General features: G+C 66.6%; 17 protein-coding genes. 4 read left to right on the forward strand and 13 right to left on the reverse strand.

The genetic code is table 11. The features are described from left to right. Window positions 1-2: 2 nt before the first annotated feature. From GGC47_RS02925 to GGC47_RS02935, 3 genes are all read right to left on the reverse strand, one after another. Window positions 3-875 carry a branched-chain amino acid aminotransferase gene (locus tag GGC47_RS02925; RefSeq protein ID WP_038361085.1) on the reverse strand — a complete coding sequence of 291 codons (873 nt, stop codon included), beginning with the start codon at window positions 873-875 and terminating at the stop codon, window positions 3-5. A gap of 188 nt (window positions 876-1063) precedes the next feature. After that, complete coding sequence (locus GGC47_RS02930) at window positions 1064-1381, reverse strand: AzlD family protein (RefSeq protein WP_142020180.1); 318 nt, start codon at window positions 1379-1381, stop codon at window positions 1064-1066. Next, window positions 1368-2102, reverse strand: coding sequence for an AzlC family ABC transporter permease (locus GGC47_RS02935; protein WP_142020179.1), 735 nt, complete (start codon window positions 2100-2102; stop codon window positions 1368-1370). The genes GGC47_RS02930 and GGC47_RS02935 overlap by 14 nt, the downstream gene beginning before the upstream one ends. Before the next feature lie 156 nt (window positions 2103-2258). Between GGC47_RS02935 and GGC47_RS02940 the strand changes: the two genes are divergently transcribed. Next, the gene (locus GGC47_RS02940; protein ID WP_142020178.1) at window positions 2259-2870 is read left to right on the forward strand and encodes a 4'-phosphopantetheinyl transferase family protein; all 612 of its coding nucleotides are present in this window, start codon (window positions 2259-2261) and stop codon (window positions 2868-2870) included. A gap of 3 nt (window positions 2871-2873) precedes the next feature. Here GGC47_RS02940 and GGC47_RS02945 read toward each other — a convergent pair whose 3' ends face one another. From GGC47_RS02945 to pheS, 7 genes are all read right to left on the reverse strand, one after another. Beyond that, window positions 2874-3617, reverse strand: a complete 744-nt coding sequence (locus tag GGC47_RS02945; protein WP_038361080.1) for a TerC family protein — start codon at window positions 3615-3617, stop codon at window positions 2874-2876. Between the two features lie 77 nt (window positions 3618-3694). Then, window positions 3695-4399: a TerC family protein gene (locus tag GGC47_RS02950; protein WP_142020177.1), complete on the reverse strand. Its 705-nt coding sequence runs from the start codon at window positions 4397-4399 to the stop codon at window positions 3695-3697. Window positions 4400-4488: 89 nt separating this feature from the next. Next, the gene (locus tag GGC47_RS02955) at window positions 4489-5568 is read right to left on the reverse strand and encodes a tartrate dehydrogenase (protein ID WP_112763289.1); all 1080 of its coding nucleotides are present in this window, start codon (window positions 5566-5568) and stop codon (window positions 4489-4491) included. Next, entirely contained in the window at window positions 5565-6476 is a 912-nt protein-coding gene (locus GGC47_RS02960) for an alpha/beta fold hydrolase (protein ID WP_142020176.1), read from the reverse strand. Before GGC47_RS02960 ends, GGC47_RS02955 begins: the two co-directional genes overlap by 4 nt. A gap of 231 nt (window positions 6477-6707) precedes the next feature. After that, complete coding sequence (gene pheT, locus GGC47_RS02965; RefSeq protein WP_142020175.1) at window positions 6708-9131, reverse strand: phenylalanine--tRNA ligase subunit beta; 2424 nt, start codon at window positions 9129-9131, stop codon at window positions 6708-6710. Window positions 9132-9157: 26 nt separating this feature from the next. After that, the gene (locus tag GGC47_RS02970; RefSeq protein WP_142020174.1) at window positions 9158-10339 is read right to left on the reverse strand and encodes a ceramide glucosyltransferase; all 1182 of its coding nucleotides are present in this window, start codon (window positions 10337-10339) and stop codon (window positions 9158-9160) included. A gap of 28 nt (window positions 10340-10367) precedes the next feature. After that, window positions 10368-11450, reverse strand: coding sequence for a phenylalanine--tRNA ligase subunit alpha (gene pheS / locus GGC47_RS02975; protein ID WP_113253344.1), 1083 nt, complete (start codon window positions 11448-11450; stop codon window positions 10368-10370). A 210-nt stretch (window positions 11451-11660) separates the two neighbouring features. Between pheS and GGC47_RS02980 the strand changes: the two genes are divergently transcribed. Beyond that, window positions 11661-12422, forward strand: a complete 762-nt coding sequence (locus tag GGC47_RS02980; protein WP_208112863.1) for an LOG family protein — start codon at window positions 11661-11663, stop codon at window positions 12420-12422. 163 nt (window positions 12423-12585) lie between these two features. Here the strand turns inward: GGC47_RS02980 and rplT are convergent, their stop codons facing one another. Then, a complete protein-coding gene (gene rplT, locus GGC47_RS02985; RefSeq protein ID WP_038361064.1) occupies window positions 12586-12960 on the reverse strand; it encodes a 50S ribosomal protein L20 in 375 nt (124 codons plus the stop codon). 28 nt (window positions 12961-12988) lie between these two features. Further along, window positions 12989-13189 (reverse strand): 50S ribosomal protein L35, encoded by a 201-nt coding sequence (gene rpmI, locus GGC47_RS02990; RefSeq protein ID WP_038361062.1) that lies wholly within the window; start codon window positions 13187-13189, stop codon window positions 12989-12991. A gap of 325 nt (window positions 13190-13514) precedes the next feature. Here rpmI and GGC47_RS02995 point away from each other — a divergent pair, with 325 nt between their 5' ends. Both GGC47_RS02995 and GGC47_RS03000 read left to right on the forward strand, forming a co-directional pair. Further along, window positions 13515-14540 carry an amino acid ABC transporter substrate-binding protein gene (locus GGC47_RS02995; RefSeq protein ID WP_142020173.1) on the forward strand — a complete coding sequence of 342 codons (1026 nt, stop codon included), beginning with the start codon at window positions 13515-13517 and terminating at the stop codon, window positions 14538-14540. Window positions 14541-14820: 280 nt separating this feature from the next. Further along, a complete protein-coding gene (locus GGC47_RS03000; protein WP_038361058.1) occupies window positions 14821-15114 on the forward strand; it encodes a GYD domain-containing protein in 294 nt (97 codons plus the stop codon). A gap of 80 nt (window positions 15115-15194) precedes the next feature. Here the strand turns inward: GGC47_RS03000 and infC are convergent, their stop codons facing one another. Next, window positions 15195-15737 carry a translation initiation factor IF-3 gene (infC, locus tag GGC47_RS03005; protein ID WP_038362350.1) on the reverse strand — a complete coding sequence of 181 codons (543 nt, stop codon included), beginning with the start codon at window positions 15735-15737 and terminating at the stop codon, window positions 15195-15197. Window positions 15738-15807 lie beyond the last annotated feature (70 nt).

Consider the following 15807-nt stretch of genomic DNA (forward strand, 5'->3'; position numbering starts at 1 on the left):
CCTCAGGCGGCCTTCGCCTTGCTGTGCGCGAAGTCCATGTAGAGCTCGCGCGCCTTGCGGAAGAGCGGGCCGGGCTGGAGCACGCGATCGTCGATGCGGATCACCGGCATGCATTTCGAGTAGTTGCCGGAGATGAAGATCTCGTCGGCCGTCTCGAAATCCTCGTAGCGCAGGCTGCACTCCTCGACCGGCACGCCGTTCTCGCGCAGCAGCCTGATGACGCGCTGGCGGGTAATGCCGTTCAGGAAGGTGCCGTTCGGGACCGGCGTCTTCACCACGCCGTCCTTGGCGAGGAAGATGTTGGAGGTCGCCGTCTCCGCGACATGGCCGAGCATGTCGAGCACCAGCGCGTTGTCGAAGCCGGCGGCCTTGGCGGCCTTCAGGATGCGGGCGTTATTGGGATACAGGCAGCCGGCCTTGGAATCGGTCGGGGCAGTCTCGAAGGTCGGACGGCGATAGATGCCCTTGGTGACGGAGAAGCCATTCGTCGGCTGCGGCATCGCCGCCTCGAACAGGCAGAGCGCGAACTGGGTCGAATCCGGATCGGGCATGATGGTCGAGGGGCCATCGGCCTCGGCCCAGTACATCGGCTTGACGTAGAGCGCCGTGCCGGGAGCGAATTTCTTCGCGCCCTCATACATCTTCTCGACGATGAAATCCGGGGTCACGGTGGGCTCGAGGCCGAGCGCCACGGCGGAGCGGTTCACGCGCGCGGCGTGCAGGTCGATGTCGGGGGCGACGCCGTCGAAATAGCGGCCGCCGTCGAAGACGGAGGAGGACTGCCAGAGCGCATGGCTGCGCGGGCCGACGAGGCCGGGGTTGCCCTCATGCCAGGCTCCGTCGAACCAGGTCCAGGTCTGAGAATACCATGCCATGACGGCGCTCCGTTTCAGTCGTTTTTGCTAAGCCGCACCGTCCTCCCGCCGCCACGCGCCGTCAACAGCCAGCCGGACATGGCGCGATGACGGGATGTGATGGAAGCCATCGGGCGGGGTGATGGGTCAGGTCTTGGTTTGCCGCATTGTCTTCACGCGAACCGGTGTCCACTTCGCTCGAAAATGCTCTAGAAGCCGAAGAACCGCGCCGCCGAGATCATCGCCATGCCGGTGAGCAGCGCGACGAGTTCGTTGCGGGTCACGAACATCGCGCCGATGGCGGCGAGCAGCGCCACGGCCGCGGCGAGGCCGAGCCGCTCGATCAAAGGCAGCACGGTCGCGACCACGATCGAGCCGGGCAGCGCGGCAAGGCCGCGCCGGACATGCGGCGTCAGCGGCACGAAGCTCATCAGCACCACCCCTGCCAGCCGGCAGAGATAGGTCGCCACCGCCATGGCGCCGATGGCGATGAAGGCGCCCCAGGGGCCGGGATCAGACAGCGTCATCGCGGAACGCCCCCGTGACGGCGCCAGCGAGGGAGCCGGCGATGATGAAGGCGTAGCCGTCGACGAGCTTTGCCGTCAGCAAGGCGACGATACCGGCAACGACCCAGGGAACGGCCCCGCGCCGGCCGCGCCAGAGCGGCACGATCATCGCCGCGAAGAAGATCGGCATGACGAGGTCGATGCCGTAACGGCGCGGATCGGAGACCAGGGCGCCCAGCATGTGGCCGGGAACCGTGGCGAGAACCCAGACGACCCAGAGCCCGAGGCCCGCGCCGACCACGACGCCGAGATCACGCCCGCCCTCGGCCTGATAGCGCGTGCCGATCAGCCAGTTCGCATCGGTGAAGAAGAACAGGTGGAAGGCGTTCAGCCCCTTGGGATAGCGCGCGAACCAGGGCTGCAGCGAGGCCCCCTGCAGGATCGACCGGGCATTGACCGTGGCGGTGACCACCGCCAGCCCGACGATGGCGCCCCAGCTCCATTCCGGCCGCCACAGCTCCATCGCCACGAGCTGCGAGACGCCGCCATAGACCAGGGCGCTCATCAGCAGCGTCTCGACGAGGCTCATGCCCTTGGCCGAGGCGGCGGCGCCGAAGGCCACGGCGAAGACGACGATGCCCGGCAGCAGCACGGAAACCTTGCGCAGGCCGAGCAGCATGCCCTGTGCCGTGAAGGGAGCAACATTGCCCGCCAATGGCGGTTCGGTATCGTGTGACTGCATGGTCTTTCCAAAGGCCGAAGGCGCCGTCGGGTCAACGCATGCCGGCTGCACCTGTGCATGTGCCCCATGCAAGGCGGAGGCCGATGGGGCAGGACGCGGTCCGGATATCGGCCCGCGCGCGTGGTGACGGGATAAGCCGCATGCCATAGTCCGGCCATGCATTGGCTCCGTTCGATCGAGGCGACCGCGCCCACCTACCCGGCCGTCTGGCTGGTGGCGACGCCGCAGCGGCCGCGCAACCTGACAGAACGCTCGACACTCCGGCGCGAGACGGCACGGGCCATCCTGGCGCGGCAGCTCGGCCGCCCTGCGGCCGAAATCGCCATCGCTCATGATTCCGCCGGCCGGCCGCTGCTGGCGACGGCGCGGGAGACCGACCTGCAGATCTCGCTTGCGACACGGGCGGACGTCGTCGCCATCGCGCTCGCGCAGGCACCCGTCGGGGTTGATGTGGAACGGGTCGATCCGGCCGGCGTCATTCCGCGCGAGGCCCTGCACCGCGATGAATGGCGGATGCTGGAGGAGAGCGAACCTTCGCTGCGCGCCCTCGCCTTCGCCCGGCTCTGGGCGGCGAAGGAGGCCTATGTGAAGGCGCTCGGAACCGGATTCGTCCGGCCGCCCGAAAGCTTCGCGATCTTACTCATCTCGCCCGAACGCTTCCGTGTCCACGATCCGTTGCGAGGCATGGCGGACGGCGCGCTCGTCACCATCGAAAACGGCGGCCAGGAGATCCTGGCCGCCGCGGCGATCGTTCTGGATGGCGCCTGAAGCTCAGCCCGGCTGGTCGGCAGGCTTGCGCTTGAGAAGGTAGCCGACGGCGCAGACGAAGGCTGCGCCCACGACCGCCGCTCCGTAGAAGACCGTCTTGTTCGTCGCCAACCCGACCGGATGCGTGTCGGAAACCGGAACGGTCTGGACCCAGCTCGGAATGGCGGTCTGGAGCCATTGCAGCACGGCGATGTCGCTGACCAGCATCTCGCCGGCGATCCAGCCGAGCAGGCCGGCGCCGAACCAGACCAGGATCGGGAAGCGTTCGAGGACCTTCGACAGCACGTTCGCGCCGAAGATGATCAGCGGGATGGTCAGCAGCAGGCCGAAGATGAAGAGCTCGAAATGGCCGCGCGCCGCCGCCGCGATGGCGAGCACGTTGTCGAGGCTCATCACCGCATCGGCGATGGCGATGGTGCGCACCGCCTTCCAGAGATTGTCGCTGGCCGCGATGTCGCTGTGCGCCTCTTCCTCGCCCTTGGCGAGCTTGATCGCGATCCAGAACAGCAGCAGCCCGCCGACGACCTTCAGGAAGGGGATGTTGAGCAGATAGGACACCACCACCGCGAAGAGGATGCGCAGGCCCACGGCGGCGCCGGCGCCGAGCAGGATGCCCAGCTTGCGCTGCTTCTCCGGCAGCGAGCGCACCGCCATCGCAATGACGATGGCGTTGTCGCCGGAGAGCAGGAGGTCGATCCAGATGATCTGGAGCAGCGACACCCAGAAGGTCGAAGATGAGAAATCCATGTGTCGGTCAGTCCTTCAAGCCGTTCCAGCAGAAGCGCGCAGCGGCACAGCAGCCGGAATTGCATCAAAACAAAGGGTTAGTGGGCCGGGTCCGGCCGGCGCGATTTGATGAGGTAGCCAAGTCCGAGCACGACCAGCGCGCCGAGGATGGCGACGGGGTATTCGAGCTGGTGCAGCAGTTCCGCGCCGAAGCGGGTCGCCAGCCAGGGGTCGCTGTCGAGCATCTCGCCCGCCACCCAGCCGAGCAGGCCCGCGCCGGCCCAGACCAGGATCGGGAAGCGGGTCAAGAGATTAGTGATCAGCGAGGCGCCGACCACGATCAGCGGGATCGAGATGACGAGGCCGACGATCAGCAGCGGCATGGAATCGCGCGCCACGCCGGCAATGGCGAGGACATTGTCGAGGCTCATGACGATGTCGGCGATCGCGACCGTCTGCACGGCTTTCCAGAGCTTGCTGCTGGCGGCGATGGAATCCTCGTCCTGCCCCTCATCCTCGACGAGAAGCTTCACCGCGATCCAGATCAGCAAACCGGCGCCGACGATGCGCAGGAAGGGCATGCTCAGCAGGGACGCGATGACCACCGTGAAGGCGATCCGCAGCACCACGGCCACCGCCGCGCCGAGCGCGATGCCCTTGGTGCGCTGCTCCGGCGCGAGCGCCCGGCAGGCCAGCGCGATCACGACGGCATTGTCACCCGAGAGGATGACATTGAGCAGGATGATCTCGAAGAGCTTGCCCCAGAGCAGGGGATCGCCCAGCGAAAACGACGTCAGATCCATGGTCGCGCGACTTTCCTCGTCTGCCCCGGCCGATTCCGGCTTCGTTTGCCCAATCGGCGCGGCCAGGGCCGCGCCGCCCTTTTCCTCGCTCAGCCGAGCGCCTGCTCGACCGCCTTGCCGGCAGCTTCGGTACCGAGCGAGCCGCCGAGATCACGTGTCCGCGTCCGCGCGTCGCCGAGCGCCCGCTCGATCGCCGCCTCGATGCCCTTGGCGGCCTCGTGCTCGCCGAGATGATCGAGCATCATCGCGCCGGACCAGATCATCCCGACCGGGTTGGCGATGCCTTGCCCCGCAATGTCGGGCGCCGAGCCGTGGACCGGCTCGAACAGCGAGGGGTGATCGCCGGTCGGGTTGATGTTGCCCGATGGCGCGATGCCGATGGTGCCGGTGCAGGCCGGGCCGAGATCGGAAAGGATGTCGCCGAAGAGGTTGGAGGCGACGACGACGTCGAAGCGGTCCGGGTTCAGCACGAAATGCGCGGTCAGGATGTCGATATGGTACTGGTCGACGGCGACGCCCGGATAGTTCTTGGCCATCTCCTTCACCCGCTCGTCCCAGTAGGGCATGGTGATCGAGATGCCGTTGGACTTGGTGGCCGAGGTCAGCTTCTTCCGGGGGCGACGCTGGGCAAGCTCGAAAGCGTATTTCAGCACGCGGTCGACGCCGACACGGCTCATCACCGTCTCCTGGATGACGATCTCGCGCTCGGTGCCGGCATACATGCGCCCGCCGACCGAGGAATACTCGCCCTCAGTGTTCTCGCGTACGACGAAGAAGTCGATGTCGCCGGGCTTGCGGCCCACGAGTGGGCCCGGAACGCCCGGCATCAGGCGGACGGGGCGCAGATTGACGTATTGGTCGAACTCGCGCCGGAACAGCAGCAGCGAGCCCCAGAGCGAGACGTGGTCCGGCACCTGCTGGGGCATGCCGACCGCGCCGAAATAGATCGCGTCGTGGCCGCCGATCCTGTCCTTCCAGTCGTCCGGCAGCATCTTTCCGTGCTTGGCGTAGTAGTCGCAGGAGGAGAAATCGAACTCGTCGAGGCGCAGATCGAAGCCGAACTTCTTCGACGCCGCCTCCAGCACGCGCAGCCCCTCGGGCATGACCTCCTTGCCGATGCCGTCGCCGGGGATGACGGCGATACGATAGACGCGATTGGTCCCGGTCATGCTGCTTCTCCGAAGAAGGCCTGGAACTCCGCGGCGACGAGGTCGGGGACCTCCTCCGCGAGATAGTGGCCGCCCGGCAGGGCATGGCCGCGCACATCCTGCGCACGCTCGCGCCACAAGGCGAGAGGGTCGAAGCATTTGCCGATGATGCCGTTGGCGCCCCAGAGCGCGAGCAGCGGCTGGGCCAGCTTGCGGCCGCCATCCTCGTCGTCATGGCGGATGTCGATGGTCGCGGCGGCGCGATAATCCTCGCAGGAGCCATGGATCGTCGCGGGATCGGCGAAGCAACGCAGGTAATGGGCGAGCGCTTCCGGCGCGAAGGGCGTCATCCCGGCCGAGCCGGAACCGCATTTCTTGCGCCAATAGGCTTCCGGATCCGCGCCGATCATCCGTTCCGGGAAGGGCGCGGGCTGGATCAGGAAGAACCAGTGCCAATAGGCACGGGCGAAAGCGTCGGTGGTGTTGGCGTACATCTCCCGCGTCGGCGCGATGTCGAGCGTGGCGAGGCGGATGACGCGCTCGGCATGGTCGAGCGCCAGGCGATGGGTGACGCGGGCGCCGCGATCATGCGCGCCGACGAAGAAGCGCTCATGACCCAGCGCCGTCATCACCTCGGCCATATCCTGCGCCATGGCGCGCTTGGAATAGGGCGCGTGCCCGGCGTCGGTCGGCGGCTTCTCGCTGTCGCCATAGCCACGCAGGTCGGCGCAGACGAGGGTGAAACGGTCCTTCAGCCGTGCCGCGACCTTGTGCCAGAGCGCATGGGTCTGCGGGTAGCCATGCAACAGCAGGAGTGGCGGCCCCTCGCCGCCGGTGCGCACGCGGATTCGCGCGCCCGACGTCGCGACGTCGAGCAGGCGGAAGCCGGGGAACAAATTGTCCGTGACGGGGCGTTCGGTCAGAGTCATCAGTCAGCGAAATTGCAACAATCCGGTGCCGATACTCCGAATGCGCAGGGTTTTCTGCCGCTGATTATTACATAATCGTGGTCAATGGTCAGAGACTGTTGGCCCCGACGTCATTCTCGGGCGCCGCGGAGCGGGGACCCGAGAATCTCCTGCCGAAGAGAGCAGGTGAGCCTCATCCTGCGCGAGATGCTCGGGTCAAGCCCGAGCATGACGTGCGTTGGATGGCGGGCATTAGCCCCTGAGCGTCGCCCCGTAGCGCTTGGCCATCTCGGCGACGATCTTGCTGCCGACGGCCTCGATTTCCGCCTCGGTCAGCGTCTTCTCGACCGGCTGGAGCGTCACCGCCAGCGCGACCGACTTCTTGCCGGTCTCGACGCCCTGCCCCTCATAGAGATCGAAGACGCCGACATTGGCGATCAGCGCGCGGTCGGCGCCCTGCGCCGTCTTCATCATGTCGCCGGCCGCCACCGCCTTGTCGACGATGAAGGCGAAATCGCGCGTCACCGGCTGGAAATCCGAGAGCGCGAGCTTCGGCTTGACCTTGGTCGGCTTGTATTTCGGCAGCGGCAGCGCATCGAGATGGATCTCGAAGGCGACGAGCGGTCCCTTGGCGTCGAGCGCCTTGAGGATCTTCGGATGCACCTCGCCGAAGGCGCCGATGACGCCCTTCGGGCCGAACTGGAGGGTCGCCGAACGGCCGGGATGGGCCCAGCCGGGACCGCCCGCGACGATCTGCAAGCCGCCGGTCGGCACGCCGAGAGCGGAGAGCAGGCCGAGCGCATCGGCCTTGACGTCGAAAGCGTCGACGGCCTTGGCGCCGCCGCCCCAGTGGCGGCCGACACCGTCAAGCTTGGCCGTACCGCGGCGCAGGCCGGCGGCGGCGATGAGCTGGCCTTCCGGTTCGTCGCTGAGGAAGATCTGGCCGACCTCGAACAGAGCGACATCCGGGAAGCCGCGATCGGCATTGTTCTGCGCGGCGCGGATCAGACCCGGCAGCAGCGAGGGGCGCATGTCGGAGAGATCGGCCGCGATCGGGTTGGCGAGCGCGAGCTTGCGCGAGCCGCCGCCGAAGAGCTTCGCCTGATCATGCGAGATGAAGGACCAGGTCACGGCCTCGACGAGGCCGCGCGCGGCCAGCGTGCGCTTGGCGGTGCGGGTGCGCTTCTGCAGCACGGTCAGGACGGGCTTGACGACCTCGCCCTTGATGCGCGGCAGCGGCGTCGAGATGACGCGGTCGAGCCCGGCGATGCGCACGATCTCCTCGACGAGATCGGCCTTGCCGCCGACATCGGCGCGCCAGGAGGGGGCTGCGACCTTGACTCGCTCGCCCGCCCCCGAGACGTGGAAGCCGAGCGAGGTGAGCGCCAGCTTCATCTCGACCTGCGGCAATTCGAGCCCGGTCAGGCGCTTCACCTCCGACCAGGGGAAATCGATCGCGGCCGGGCTTTCCGGCAGTTCGCCGACGAATTCCATCTCGGAGGCCTCGCCACCGCAGAGCTCGATCACCAGCGCCGTCGCGAGGTCGAGGCCGGGCCGGGTGAAGTCCGGATCGACGCCGCGCTCGAAGCGATAGCGCGCATCCGAATTGATGCCGAGCGCGCGACCGGAGCGGGCGATGTTGAGCGGATCCCAGAGCGCGCTTTCGATCAGCACGTCGGTGGTCGCCTCGCTTGAGCCCGAAGCCTCGCCGCCCATGATGCCGGCGAGCGATTCGACGCCGTGCTCATCGGCGATGACGACCTGCTCTTCGGTGAGCGTATAGGTCTTGCCGTCGAGAGCGAGGATGGTCTCGCCTGCCTTGGCGCGGCGGACGGTGAGGTTGCCCCTGACCTTGGCCGCGTCGAAGACGTGCAAAGGCCGGTTGCGGTCGAGCGTCATGAAATTGGTGATGTCGACCAGCGCGTTGATGGGCCTGAGGCCGACCGCACGCAGACGCGCCTGCAGCCAGTCCGGCGAGGGGCCGTTCTTCACGCCCCGCACGAGGCGTAGCGCGAAGGCCGGGCAGAGCTTTTTGTCTTCCTCGGCGAAATCGAGCGTGACCTTGACCGGGCACGGGAACGAGCCGCGCACCGGCGAGATGGCCTGCGTCTTCAGCTTGCCGAGGCCGGCAGCGGCGAGGTCGCGGGCGATGCCGGCGACACCCAGCGCATCCGCCCGGTTCGGCGTCACCGCGATCTCGATCACGGCGTCGTCGAGCCCGGCATAGACGGCATAGGGCTGGCCGACCGGCGCATCGGCCGGCAGTTCGATGATGCCGTCATGGTCCTCGGAGAGTTCCAGCTCGGCTTCCGAAACCAGCATGCCGTTCGACTCGACGCCGCGGATGACGCCCTTGCCGAGCGTGATCTTCTTGCCCGGAATGTAGCTGCCCGGCGGCGAGAACACGCCCTTCATGCCGGTGCGGGCGTTCGGCGCGCCGCAGACAACCTGCACGGGCTCGCCCGTGCCGGTGTCGACCATGCAGACGCGCAAGCGGTCGGCGTTCGGGTGCTGCTTCGCCTCGATGACATAGGCGATGGTGAAGGCCGAGAGCGCGGCGGCGCGATCCTCGATCGCCTCGACCTCCAGGCCGATGCGGGTCAGGGCATCAGTGATCTCCGCAACGGAGGCGTCGGTGTCGAGATGCTCTTTGAGCCAGGAGATCGTGAACTTCATCGTCTTATCGGATCAGCTTTGCCGGATCAGTCGGAAATCTTCGCGCGCGCCGCCGAGAGCGCCGGCGCGGTGTCGTTGAGCTCGTTGGTGCCGTCGGTGCGGATCTTCATGGCGTTGCCACGCCAGCTCACCTCGCCGCCGACGAAGGCATAGGCCCAGATGCCGGGAAAGGCGATGTCGCGCACCAGCATGGCGAAGGGCGAGCGCCAGTTCAGGAACCAGCCGACACCGGCCGACAGAACGATATCGCCGAGATACCAGAGTACCAGCACGGCGAGCGGCCCGAGCCAGACCGGCAGGCCGTAGCCGAGGCAGGCGAAGGCAGCCAGCAGGACCGGCAGCAGCGGAGCCGAGAGGATCTCGATCGCGAAGAAGGGCAGGAAAGTGACGCGTCGCAGGCGGGCCCAGCGGAACTGGCGCTGCACCGCATCGGCGATGCGGCGCGGGCCGAGCGGCTGCTCGAAGGGCTGGCCGACGAGATGGACATGCTTGCCGGCGCTGCGTACGAGCTTGGTGGCGGCGGCATCCTCGGCGATCTCGGCGCCCAGCGCGGCGATGCCGCCGCGCGCGTCGAGGAAGGGCTTGTTCCAGAGCATCGACTTGCCCTGCGCGAAGCCCAGCCCCAGCGCCTCGCCGACATATTGCCAGCGCGCCTGGAAGGCGTTGAGGAAGGCGCATTCGACCTCGGCCCCGAAGCTCTGCGGCCGCGAGCCTGCCGGCGTCGAGCAGACGAGGCCGGTTTCGGGCCGCCAGGCGGCCAGCATGCGCTGGATGTAGTCCTTCGGCATCAGCACGTTGGAATCGGCGAGGATGACCCATTCGGTCATCGCCGCCTCCCAGCCGCGCACGCAGTTGTTGAGCTTGGGATTGGCGCTGACGACGACGTCGCCGACGATCAGCCTGACCTTGTCGGCGCCGTAGCGTGCGATCATCTCCTCGATCAGCGGAACGATCGGGTCGTCGCCATCGGCGACGCAGAAGATGGTGCTGTAGCTGGGGTAGTCGAGCTCAAGCCCGGAGACGGCCGTCTCGCGGCTGAAGGCCTCGATGCCGCGCACCGGCCTGACGATGGTGACCGGCGGCAGGTCCGCGAGCACGGCCGAGCGCTGCAGCGGCCGGCGCAGCCGCCAGAGCGCGATGGCCTGGCCCGCCAGGTTCACCGCGACCAGCAGCACGGCCAGTCCAGCCGCCCAGCCCGCAGCCGTCATCGCGCCCTCCCCTGCCCGGCCCGCATCGTCATGAGGAGAGGCCGCCCGTCAGCGTCGGCAGGTCGAGCGGGCGGAAGCCGTAATGCGCGAGCCAGCGCACATCCGCCTCGAAGAAGGGGCGTAGATCGGGCATGCCGTATTTCAGCATGGCGATGCGGTCGATCCCCATGCCCCAGGCGAAGCCCTGATAAACGTCCGGATCGAGCCCGCAATTCTTCAGCACGTTCGGATGGACCATGCCGCAGCCGAGGATCTCCAGCCAGTCGTCGCCCTCGCCGAAGCGGATCTCGCCGCCCTTGCGCGAGCACTGGATGTCGACCTCCATCGAAGGCTCGGTGAAGGGGAAGAAGGATGGGCGGAAGCGCATCTTGACGTCGTCGATCTCGAAGAACGCCTTGCAGAACTCCTCGAGCACCCATTTCAGGTGGCCGAGATTGGCCTTCTTGTCGATGACGAGCCCCTCGACCTGATGGAACATCGGGGTGTGGGTCTGGTCGGAATCGTTGCGATAGGTGCGGCCCGGGCAGATCACGCGGATCGGCGGCTCCTGCGCCAGCATGGTGCGCACCTGCACCGGCGAGGTGTGGGTGCGCAAAAGCTTGCGCTCGCCATTCGCATCCGGCGCGAAGAAGAAGGTGTCGTGCATCTCCCGGGCGGGATGGCCGACCGGGAAGTTCAGCTTGGTGAAGTTGAGATCGTCGGTCTCGACATCCGGCCCCTCGGCGATGGCGAAGCCCATATCGCCGAAGATCGCGGTGATCTCGTCGATGACCTGGCTGATCGGGTGGATGCGGCCTCGCGCCTCCGGGCCGTCCTGGACCGGCAGCGAGACGTCGACCCGCTCTGAGCTGAGCCGCGCATCCAGCGCCGCCTCGCCGAGTGCTTCCTTGCGCGTCGCAATCGCGCCCTGGACACGATCGCGCAGGCCGTTGATCAGCGGGCCCTTCTCCTTGCGCTCCTCCGGCGTCATCGCGCCCAGCGTCTTGAGCAGCGCCGAGATCGAGCCCGACTTGCCGAGCGCCGCGATACGCAGCTCCTCGATAGCCGCCTCGTCGGCGGCAGAATCGATCGCGCCGAGGAGGTCGCGTTCCAGAGTGGCGATATCGGTCATGAACGGGTCGCAACGTGTTGAAGGCGTGGGGACGGCGCGTTCTTAGATTATCGAGCCAGAAAGTGAAACGCTTTTCGGGATAGCGGATGACGGAGAAATGAAACGCCAAACAGTGATTATCTTCGCGATTCGCGAAACATTCCCGTACCGGATTTCTCGGGTAAGCGGTTTCGCTTCCCGGTCCGAAACATGCCGACCCAGGACAATGCCATGCCCGACAGCACCGCCCAGAAGGAATCCCCCTCCTACCGGCTCGCGGCCCTCGATCCCGATTTTCTCCTCGGCGATTCGATGCGCGGCGCCCGCTTCATGCTGGAATACCAGAAGGCGGAAGATCTGCTGCGGGCGCGCGGCATCGTCTCGACCATCGTCGTCTTCGGCTCAGCACGCGTGCGAGAGGGCAATCGCTGGTACGAGGCGGCGCGCGAGTTCGCCCGCATCGCCTCCGAGCGCGGCGGGGCGCTGGCGCCCAAGGATGCCGGCCGCAACCACGTCATCGCCACCGGCGGCGGCCCCGGCATCATGGAAGCGGCCAATCGCGGCGCGACCGAAGCCGGCGCCCTCTCGATCGGCTTCAACATTACCCTGCCGCATGAGCAGGAGCCCAACGCCTGGTCGACGCCGGATTTGACCTTCCGCTTCCACTATTTCGCGATGCGCAAGATGCATCTGGCGATGCGGGCCGCCGCGCTGGTGGTGTTTCCCGGCGGATTCGGCACGCTCGACGAATTGTTCGAGATCATGACGCTGGTGCAGACGGGAAAGATGGGGCGGGTGCCGATCGTGCTGTTCGACTCGGCGTATTGGAAGGGGCTGCTCAACCTCGACACGATGGCGCAGGCCGGGTTCATCCGCCCGGAGGACCTGAAGCTGTTCGCCTATGCCGACACGCCGGAAGCGGCATATCAGTGCATCGTCGACGGCGCCGGCGATGGCTGGGCCTCGCCGGGAAATGGCAGCGTGCAGACGTAACGGGAGCCGTCATGCTCGGGCTTGACCCGAGCATCTCTCGCCGGAGAGGCCGCTCCGATGCCGCGCCTCTTCCCATCGGAGATTCTCGGGCCTCATCGCCGTCACCAAAGAAAAAGGCCGGCGTTTCCGCCGGCCTTCTCCAAATCAGATCGGTCCGAACCGCTCAGGCGGCCTGGGCCTGCGCGCCCAGCGCGCCCTTGACGGTCTCGACCACGGCGGTGAAGGAGGCCGCGTCGTCGATCGCCATGGCGGAAAGGGTCTTGCGGTCGAGCTCGATGCCGGCCTTGATCAGGCCACCGATGAAGACCGAATAGGTCAGGCCGTGCTCACGCACCGCAGCGTTGAGACGCTGGATCCAGAGCGCGCGGAAGGAGCGCTTCTTGTTCTTGCGGTCGCGATAGGCGAACTGCATCGAGCGATCGACGGCCGCCTTGGCGGCGCGGATCGTGTTCTTGCGGCGGCCATAGAAGCCCTTGGCGGCCTTGAATGTCTTCTTGTGCTTGGCGTGGGACGTTACGCCCCGTTTCACGCGAGCCATGTCATGATCTCCGGACTATCAGGTGGCGTCAGCCGTTGGGGAGGAAGTACTTCTTCACGTTGGCCGCATCACCCTCGAACAGGGTGGTGGTGCCGCGGTGATTGCGGATCTGCTTGTTGGTCCGCTTGATCATCCCGTGACGCTTGCCGGCCTGGGCGTAGAGCACCTTGCCGGTACCGGTGATCTTGAACCGCTTTTTGGCGGCCGATTTGGTCTTCATCTTGGGCATTTCAGCTCCTATCGGTCATAAGGCCAGCGCGCCTTGCGGCGGCTTTGCCAATGTCTTGCTTTCAGGAAGCAAAGCACGATCGCCACGGCAGCCCTTATCAGCCGGGCGATCGAAGGCCGCGCGTATCGCAGAAAAGAAGCCGGCTGGCAAGCGAAAAGCCGGCTTCTGGGGAAAACCGCGGGCAAAGCCCCGCCGAAACAGCGCGTGACACACCCGGAGCGGCCCGCCGCGATTTCACCAGAGAACCTTACGGAAATCAGCTTCACACCTCCGTCGCAAAACTGGCAGATTGGCCCGCGGCCCTCGCCCAACCCGGAGATCCACCGTGAAACGCATCCTGCTCAGCCTGGCTGCAGGCCTGGCCCTGACGGCCGCGGCCGCCACCCCTTCCCTCGCCCAGTCGACGCTCGAGAAGATCAAGGCGCGCGGCAACATCATCTGCGGCACCAGCGAGGGCGTGCCGGGCTTCTCGCTGCAGGACAAGAACGGAATCTGGGTCGGCTTCGACACCGATGTCTGCCGCGCGCTCGCGGCCGCGATCTTCAACGACCCGAACAAGGCGAGCTATCTCTCGCTGTCGAGCAAGAACCGCCTCGTCGCGCTGCAGGCCGGCGAGATCGACGTGCTTGCCCGCACCACGACCTGGTCGCTCGGCCGCGACATCGGCCAGGGAGTCAGCTTCACCACGGTCAACTATTACGACGGCCAGGGCTTCATCGTCCGAAAGAAGCTCGGCGTGAGCACCGTCAAGGATCTCAACGGCGCCTCGGTCTGCGTCGCGCAGGGCACGACCACGGAGCTGAACCTCGCCGATTACGGCCGCACCCACGGCATCAAGTTCGAGACCGTGGCGTTCGGCACGCTGGAAGACACGGTCCAGGCCTATGAGGCCGGCCGCTGCGACGCCTACACCACCGATCTCTCGGCGCTTGCCGGCACGCGCGGCAGGCTGAAGGACCCCGACGAGCATGTGCTGCTGCAGGAGGTCATCTCCAAGGAGCCGCTCGGTCCCTGGGTGCGCAAGAACGACCCCGCCTGGTTCGATCTCGTGCGCTGGACCGTGATCGCCACGATCAATGCCGAGGAGCTGGGCGTGACGCAGGCCAATGTCGAGGAACTGGCCAAGACCTCGCAGAACCCGGAAGTGCGCCGCATGCTCGGCGCCGAGGGCAAGTTCGGCGAAAGTCTCGGCCTGACCAATGATTGGGTCGTGCGCATCGTCAAGGCGGTCGGCAATTACGGCGAGAGCTTCGACCGGCATTTCGGCCCCAAGAGCAGCAACCCGCTGCCGCGCGGCGTCAACAAGCTGTGGACGCAGGGCGGCCTGCAATACGGCCCGCCGATCCGCTGAGCAGCGAGCGCGCGAAAGCGGCGGCCGGATCGCCTCCACGGGTCCTGTCGGACGCGGAAGGGTGATCCGGCTCTTGCTTCGATCGCGTTTTCTTCACGCGGGCCGGTGTCCGCTTCGTCCGAAAATGCCCGGGCGCGGCGAAGCCGGTTCCGCTCCCCCCGGCTGATGCGGTAAGATGGCGGCCGAGGTCCGGCGACAGCCCATGATCGACACGGCCGCGGTATCGAGCCGCCGCCCATGCTTCCGAAGGACAGGCCGGGCCGCTTCAGGGAGTAGCCCGATGACAACCTACATCATGCTGGCGAATTGGACCGACCAGGGCGCGCGCAACCTCACAGCGTCGCCGAGCCGGCTCGATGCGGCCAAACAGGCGCTCGCCGAGATGGGCGGCGCGTTCAAGGCATTCTTCATGACCATGGGTCGATACGACATGGTCATCGTCTGCGAGGCGCCGGATGACGCCGTGCAGGCTCGCTTCTGCCTGCAGCTCGCCATGCTGGGCAATATCCGAACCGAGACGCTCAAGGCGTTTCCGGAAGGAGCCTATCGCGAGATCATCCGCTCGGTGAGCTGACGCAAAAACCCTGGGGGCGCCCCAGAACGAAAAAGCGCGCCCGAAGGCGCGCTCTTTCCGGAAACCGGTTGAGCTCGCGCTTATCGCGGCGCGAGCACCATGACCATCTGGCGGCCTTCGAGCTGCCAGTCGCTCTCGACCTTGGCGATTTCGACGAGATCGGCCTTGACGCGCTCCAGCACCTTCACGCCGAGGTCCTGATGCGCCATCTCACGGCCGCGGAAGCGCAGGGTGACCTTCACCTTGTCGCCTTCCTCGAAGAAGCCGTGCATGGCCTTCATCTTCACGTCGTAATCGTGCTTGTCGATGCCGGGCCGGAGCTTGATCTCCTTGATCTCGATGGTGCGCTGCTTCTTGCGCGCCTCCGCGGCCTTCTTCTGCTCCAGGAAGCGGAAGCGACCGTAGTCGAGGATCTTGCAGACGGGCGGAACGGAGTTCGGGGCGATCTCGACCAGGTCGAGACCGGCATCCTCGGCGAGCTTCAGCGCATCGAAAAACGAGACCACGCCGCGATTGGCGCCGGTATCGTCGATGAGTTGGACTTCGCGAACTCCGCGGATGTCGCGGTTCGAGCGGGGACCTTCCTTGGTCGGGGTCGGGGCAGCGCGGTACGGACGACGAATGGGGTATTCTCCTGTATTTGGCGCGGCTCGCGCCGTTGATTCAGACACATTGCATAAAGACGCGCGTTGT

Source organism: Allobosea sp. OAE752 (assembly GCF_050433265.1).
GTDB lineage: Bacteria > Pseudomonadota > Alphaproteobacteria > Rhizobiales > Beijerinckiaceae > Allobosea > Allobosea spartocytisi.

What these genes read in the sequence shown, in the direction of transcription:
- rplT (WP_038361064.1), bottom strand. Translation starts at nt 12,960, where the DNA reads ATGGCTCGCGTGAAACGGGGCGTAACGTCCCACGCCAAGCACAAGAAG.
- rpmI (WP_038361062.1), bottom strand. Translation starts at nt 13,189, where the DNA reads ATGCCCAAGATGAAGACCAAATCGGCCGCCAAAAAGCGGTTCAAGATC.
- pheS (WP_113253344.1), bottom strand. Translation starts at nt 11,450, where the DNA reads ATGACCGATATCGCCACTCTGGAACGCGACCTCCTCGGCGCGATCGAT.
- GGC47_RS03000 (WP_038361058.1), top strand. Translation starts at nt 14,821, where the DNA reads ATGACAACCTACATCATGCTGGCGAATTGGACCGACCAGGGCGCGCGC.
- GGC47_RS02970 (WP_142020174.1), bottom strand. Translation starts at nt 10,339, where the DNA reads ATGACGGCTGCGGGCTGGGCGGCTGGACTGGCCGTGCTGCTGGTCGCG.
- GGC47_RS02960 (WP_142020176.1), bottom strand. Translation starts at nt 6,476, where the DNA reads ATGACTCTGACCGAACGCCCCGTCACGGACAATTTGTTCCCCGGCTTC.
- GGC47_RS02935 (WP_142020179.1), bottom strand. Translation starts at nt 2,102, where the DNA reads ATGCAGTCACACGATACCGAACCGCCATTGGCGGGCAATGTTGCTCCC.
- GGC47_RS02950 (WP_142020177.1), bottom strand. Translation starts at nt 4,399, where the DNA reads ATGGATCTGACGTCGTTTTCGCTGGGCGATCCCCTGCTCTGGGGCAAG.
- GGC47_RS02940 (WP_142020178.1), top strand. Translation starts at nt 2,259, where the DNA reads ATGCATTGGCTCCGTTCGATCGAGGCGACCGCGCCCACCTACCCGGCC.
- GGC47_RS02925 (WP_038361085.1), bottom strand. Translation starts at nt 875, where the DNA reads ATGGCATGGTATTCTCAGACCTGGACCTGGTTCGACGGAGCCTGGCAT.
- pheT (WP_142020175.1), bottom strand. Translation starts at nt 9,131, where the DNA reads ATGAAGTTCACGATCTCCTGGCTCAAAGAGCATCTCGACACCGACGCC.
- GGC47_RS02980 (WP_208112863.1), top strand. Translation starts at nt 11,661, where the DNA reads ATGCCCGACAGCACCGCCCAGAAGGAATCCCCCTCCTACCGGCTCGCG.
- GGC47_RS02945 (WP_038361080.1), bottom strand. Translation starts at nt 3,617, where the DNA reads ATGGATTTCTCATCTTCGACCTTCTGGGTGTCGCTGCTCCAGATCATC.
- GGC47_RS02955 (WP_112763289.1), bottom strand. Translation starts at nt 5,568, where the DNA reads ATGACCGGGACCAATCGCGTCTATCGTATCGCCGTCATCCCCGGCGAC.
- GGC47_RS02930 (WP_142020180.1), bottom strand. Translation starts at nt 1,381, where the DNA reads ATGACGCTGTCTGATCCCGGCCCCTGGGGCGCCTTCATCGCCATCGGC.